The following is a 5148-nucleotide window of genomic DNA, read 5'->3' as shown; positions in this document are numbered from 1 at the left end:
GGGGACAGTCTGGGTTCACTGGATGGGGGGAATAGGTCATGGTTTGCTGAAAATTCTCTGGTCTTCAAAATAATAATGATTATCATAACCATTTTTATGTAATTATGATAATCATTATCAAAATTTGTCGTTTAGCCAACGCGAGGAAAGTAGTGTTTGAGGCGGATCACTTCTCGAACCACGTCCAGCAACTTCTTTGGTGGTGGGGGGCAGTCATAGGGACAAACAAATCCGTATAAAATGCTGATAAGAGGATTATACGGAAATTTTCCGTATAACACCCTCTATAGGGATGTTATACTGATAAAATATTAATAGAATCCGCACGGGGATGATTAGATGGAAAAAATCCGTCTAATCTATAGTTAGACGGCTGAGCAGCTTAGTTGAGTACCCTTTAAGAATCGACTCCCGACATGGAATCACCCATACATTACTAAGCTTTGTCAATGCCCAATCCATAGAAAAGTGAACATATTGATATAATTAGGCAGAAGTATGGTAAAAACCGCATGTACCAAGTAGCTCTAGCTCCGCAAGTCAAGCTAGCTCCACAAGTCAAAACTGAAATAGACCGTCTTGCTCAAGCCAGACAAGTTGATGCTCGGCTTTTGGAGGAGTTTGCCTATTTTGTGCTTGAGACTTCTGTACAAACTTCAAAAAAGAAAGCTCAGGCTCTCAAGATTAGCGAGCTAAAGCAGGCAATCTATGAATATTTCAACGTAAAGAATACGCTAGATTTGAGAAAATCTGGTGCATTCCAGATGGCTACTGATGGTATGGAAAAGTTGGATTTTCGTATAAAACAGACTTGGGAAAAATTGTATAGAAAATTTATAGGTATTCTTCCAAATGAAAGGGATCAAGAAGGATATGGTTGCATTAACGGAATTGATATATTTAAGTATTTTAAGCCTTGGCAAGTCTTTGGGCTAGATCCTAAAGTTGCTACAAAAGATGATATTAAGGCTGCCTATTATCAATTATCAAAAATTTACCATCCGGATAATCTGGAGAGTGGAGATAGAGAAATCTTTGAGCAAATAGAAATTATGTATAAGAGTATTATTGCTGGTTTTTGATTATGTCTTTTAATAGAAGGGTTTTCTATATTGAAGAAATTAGCCTAGCTGAAGCCTTAGGAATAGAGCACAGAGAGCTTGACGAAATAGTTGATTTTCTTCAGAAGGAAACAGATGAAGATATCCGAATCACAGAATCACTGCATTTTGTGGTTCAGGGTTATATAAATAGGCAGCAGTATCCGATCAGGATTTTTTCGCGCGAAGGTGCTTTAGCAGTTGCCAATTATTTAGATTTGCAAGGTAAAACGACAAAATTTTCTATAAAAAGAGTAGTTGAACTACTTGAAAAATATCGCATCATCAGAATTGATGGGAAAGTTCGCAGAGCAATTTACAGGCATAGTTCTTCCTTAGTTTTAAGAAATGAGCGTCATTGGCTTAGCCGGGAAGATGTGGCGCGTATATTTGCTACAAGTACATCAAGACTCGATAAAGCATTCCAAGATATTCAAAGATCAGATTCTCCAATGCGGATAAATGAAGATTTTGGGGATTTTGATTATGCAAGTTTCTTTTCCCTATCTGGTCTAGCAAAATTGAGTACGGAATTATCATTGAGACTTCGGTCTAAAGAACGACGAGATTACTGCAAAAGGGTTAAAGAAGTAGCTCCACCAGTTGTAAAGATTCTCGCTCTTAGTCCATCCCCATCGCAGCAAGACATTGATAGAGCTGTTCGTTATGCGAAGAATAGAGATGAATTTTGTCAAATCACTGGCGTTACTCGTGATAAATATGAGAACAGGTTGATTAAGTTGGTTGGTCATCATTTATATGATAAAAATACATATCGTTTTCTTGCTGATCAACCAGACAATATTCTTACCATTGCAGAATATGTGAGCGAAGATTTTCATCAGTGGAATGGAGGAAATGATAAAACTTGTACAATAGATGACTTTATTGAGTATGTTGAACAGAAGTACTCGCAAAAGCATGAGGTGATTTTAATGTTGCACAACCGAAGGAGAATATTGATGCTTAAACTGACACAACTTCAACGTAGGTTACCTGAAGGTCAGCAGTAAGGTTCTCAACTTTAAAAGCCGTCTAACACTACGTTGGTGCGGACGGAATAGAGGTTATTGGTGAGAGTTAAAGGTTATCTGCCGCCGCTGCATTTTGCCGTTAGCCAGCGTTGCTTTGGAGATCGCCGCCACCACACTGAATGGCAAAGCGCTCTTGTTTCTGCTTCATTCACTTTGGTACCTCCTCGATAGTCGGTTTGGTCATGCCGATTTAATGGGAATCTGGAGACGTTCCGCGATCGGGAATAATCTCAATTAATCCCGTCTGAAATGCCTTATCGTAGGTGATAACGGGCATTTTTTCGAGTTCTGCTTGTGCCATAATCATGCGATCGAAAGGATCTCGATGAGCGATCGGCAAACTACCTGCTCTGAGGGCATGGGCTGAGGTAATGCCAAGTTCAAGGCATTTTGCTTGAATTAATATCTGCGAATATCGTTCGACAATGGGTTGGCCTTCGGGCAGTTTGCCGATGCGGTATTTTGTGGCAATTTCCCAAGCAGAAGCACTGCTAACAAAAATCTGATGCGTTGAGTCACGAATGATGTCTCGGCAAGTTGTATCGAGTCGAGAATCGTCGAACAGCCACCACAAGAAAACATGAGTATCGAGAAGATATTTTATTCCCATCGCTGGAGTTCTTCTTCGGGTAGGGGGTCAAAAAAAGTATCGCTAAGTTTTCCGGTTAAAAGTCCGGGGGTGCGGGGTTGAGGGGATTCTCGACTTAATCCCAAGCGAAAGTAGTAAATCAGATCGTAAATTTCTGCGAGTTTGTCTTCGGGAATTGCTTGGAGTTCTTGCAGGATTTTATCAATTAGCATGGGTTTACTTAGGGTTTATTTTATATTACTGCCGACACGGGCGAGAGATGCAATTGCTTTTCGGTTTATTTATGAAGCCTCCCCCACCTGAAGCACGCGAGGTGGGGGTGTCGTAATGCTAACCTGGAACTGCGGTCGTCCACAGGTCACATAGACAAGCCCAGCTTCTAGGCGAACGTCCAGAACGTTTGCTGGAACATTCCTCACGGTCATTTCTGCGCGTGAGCTTAAGGATTCCTCTGGCAGCGATATTCTGCGCCCCATTCAGGTCTGCCGAATAGCGCTTGCCAGAGCTAAATTTTGCCAGTGTATAGTTCTTGGGGTCACGTTTTACTTCCCCAGAACCGTCATAGGCTAATTTGGATGTGTACGCCGCAATCACCTCCACCACTTTGCCCCCAACCTCACGCCACTTCATCTCTGTGAAGTCTCGAATCATTGCCTTGAGCCACCCGTGGAACCGTTGCCGGAGGTGAGAGCGCTTCCGCCCACCCTTAGCTTTCCAGCCCTTGAGATTCTCAAAAACAATGGCATCAGCATTGAATGCTTGGGCAATCTGCACTTCGGCGCTTTGAGACGATGTGACCAATCTGTTGGTTGATATTGCGACACTTTCGATAGGTATTGGAGCAAAACCCCTTGTGGAGTTTCCCGCCCTTACCCATCGTCTTACTGGCTCTGGTGGACACCGATTTCAGCCGTTTGTCTCGACGGTCTATGTCTCTTCCAGGGTGAATGAATTCACGCTGGATTACAGTACCGCTATTGTCCACAACTGCAACCGTTGCTGTGGTGTTGATGCCCAAATCCACAGCGACAACAACGCCATCGCCCTGACGCTTTGGAGGATGGCACTCAAATGGAACTGATAGGTGACAGGTGTTCTCGTTGAAAATCAGGTAAGGCGACAGCATCTTGTTGCTACCAACCTCATGACGTTCTCTGAGTCCGGTAATCTGAACGGTTGTCCAAATCCAATCGGTTCCCGTAAAAACCTTGATTTCGACAAATTCGTAGCCATGCAGCTTATAGCATTGCCCCCGGTACAGGGCTGGGTAACAGCCTGCATTCGCATTCAGCATGGGTGGCTTGGCATCTTTACGTTTGCGGTTGCCGCTTTGCCATTGCTGATAACGAGTCAGATAGCTGCTGACTTGGCCTGCGGCAAACATGATTGCCGCCCTGCGGTAATAGCTAGGGAATTTGTGAAAGACCCTATCCACCAGGGCATACCGAGGCGTTGGATTCTTTACTGTGGTGTGAATTAGTCGCTCGACAGCAGGCACTAATTCATTGCTGGACAGCCTCCCCAGTTCAGCCCAATGGGTAAATACAATCCCGACCAAATATTGACACAGACGACGATAGACTTGGACCGTTTCAGAAAACAGCACTCGCTGTTCGTTGGTCGGGTTCAGCGTCCACTTGTCGGTACGAATGATTTTAGTCGGTTTCTTTGTTAGCATAGCTATAGTTTAGCACATAGTGATGGCTATAGTGACAAGATTAAGAAGTTTCGCTCATACTGTTGCCTTGATTAAAATACACGTTGTTTTTGTAACTAAATATCGGCACCCAGTTATTCACGGTGACATAGAAGACGATATCAAAAATCTGACGATGAACATCTGCCAGAAAAACGACTGTATTTTGGAGGACGCAAAGGCAGACTTGGGCGCAAACGACCATATACACCTGCTAATTGACTTGGCTCCTAAAGTGTCTGTGTCCCGCTTGTGCAACACAATTAAGACTGTGACCAGCAGGGAGATTAAGAAGCGGTATGCCGAAGAACTAAAGCCTTACTACTGGAAGCCCGTTTTTTGGAAGCGAGGATTTAGCGCGATTTCCAGTGGAGGTGCGCCACTATCGGTTCTAAAACAGTACATAGAAAATCAGGGCTACGATGATTAGTTGCTGCCGTTCCTTAACCCCCACCTGCCGTGGGCGAGGTGGGGGAATGCGTCACTCATTTTGTTCAATTTTGAAGGCACTGGGTTCAATTTTTCCAAATAAGGGCAAGTTGTGGCAAGGAACGGCTTGCTAGGGAGGTGGCGGTTTCCCCTAAAATTTCTGACCATTGCTCTGGGGTGAGGCCGATTTGTTCCAGCTTTTTAGCATAAACTTTAGGATTTGTCAAGGGATTTTGGGCTTGCCAGCGTTGTTTTTTCTGTTCGCCCCCGACTCCATCAACCGCTTTGATCGCTTCAACT

At 43.8% G+C, this 5148-nt stretch carries 6 protein-coding genes and 1 pseudogene; 3 read left to right on the top strand and 4 right to left on the bottom strand.

The genetic code is table 11. From position 1 onward, the window contains the following. Positions 1–512 precede the first annotated feature (512 nt). Complete coding sequence (locus tag PN462_RS08535) at positions 513–1082, top strand: DnaJ domain-containing protein (RefSeq protein WP_272127665.1); 570 nt, start codon at positions 513–515, stop codon at positions 1080–1082. Between the two features lie 2 nt (positions 1083–1084). Then, positions 1085–2113, top strand: a complete 1029-nt coding sequence (locus tag PN462_RS08530) for a hypothetical protein (RefSeq protein ID WP_272127663.1) — start codon at positions 1085–1087, stop codon at positions 2111–2113. A gap of 211 nt (positions 2114–2324) precedes the next feature. Here PN462_RS08530 and PN462_RS08525 read toward each other — a convergent pair whose 3' ends face one another. The 3 genes and pseudogenes from PN462_RS08525 to PN462_RS08515 form a co-directional block, all read right to left on the bottom strand. Beyond that, complete coding sequence (locus tag PN462_RS08525; RefSeq protein WP_272127662.1) at positions 2325–2744, bottom strand: type II toxin-antitoxin system VapC family toxin; 420 nt, start codon at positions 2742–2744, stop codon at positions 2325–2327. Beyond that, the gene (locus PN462_RS08520) at positions 2735–2935 is read right to left on the bottom strand and encodes a hypothetical protein (RefSeq protein WP_272127661.1); all 201 of its coding nucleotides are present in this window, start codon (positions 2933–2935) and stop codon (positions 2735–2737) included. Before PN462_RS08520 ends, PN462_RS08525 begins: the two co-directional genes overlap by 10 nt. A 118-nt stretch (positions 2936–3053) precedes the next feature. Beyond that, a pseudogene (locus PN462_RS08515) lies at positions 3054–4401 on the bottom strand (IS200/IS605 family accessory protein TnpB-related protein). Between the two features lie 22 nt (positions 4402–4423). Between PN462_RS08515 and tnpA the strand changes: the two are divergent. Continuing rightward, positions 4424–4849, top strand: coding sequence for an IS200/IS605 family transposase (gene tnpA / locus PN462_RS23460; RefSeq protein ID WP_443029110.1), 426 nt, complete (start codon positions 4424–4426; stop codon positions 4847–4849). A gap of 85 nt (positions 4850–4934) precedes the next feature. Here tnpA and PN462_RS08510 read toward each other — a convergent pair. Next, a partial coding sequence (locus PN462_RS08510) for a hypothetical protein (protein ID WP_272127658.1) occupies positions 4935–5148 on the bottom strand: 214 nt, incomplete at its 5' end.

It is taken from the genome of Spirulina sp. CS-785/01, from assembly GCF_028330525.1.
Taxonomy (GTDB): Bacteria; Cyanobacteriota; Cyanobacteriia; order Cyanobacteriales; family Spirulinaceae; genus JAQMSD01.
The sequence above is the reverse complement of the archived record's forward strand: the minus strand, read 5'-3'. Positions and strand labels throughout refer to the sequence as shown.

What these genes read in the sequence shown, in the direction of transcription:
- tnpA (WP_443029110.1), top strand. Translation starts at nt 4,424, where the DNA reads ATGGCTATAGTGACAAGATTAAGAAGTTTCGCTCATACTGTTGCCTTG.
- PN462_RS08530 (WP_272127663.1), top strand. Translation starts at nt 1,085, where the DNA reads ATGTCTTTTAATAGAAGGGTTTTCTATATTGAAGAAATTAGCCTAGCT.
- PN462_RS08525 (WP_272127662.1), bottom strand. Translation starts at nt 2,744, where the DNA reads ATGGGAATAAAATATCTTCTCGATACTCATGTTTTCTTGTGGTGGCTG.
- PN462_RS08535 (WP_272127665.1), top strand. Translation starts at nt 513, where the DNA reads ATGTACCAAGTAGCTCTAGCTCCGCAAGTCAAGCTAGCTCCACAAGTC.
- PN462_RS08520 (WP_272127661.1), bottom strand. Translation starts at nt 2,935, where the DNA reads ATGCTAATTGATAAAATCCTGCAAGAACTCCAAGCAATTCCCGAAGAC.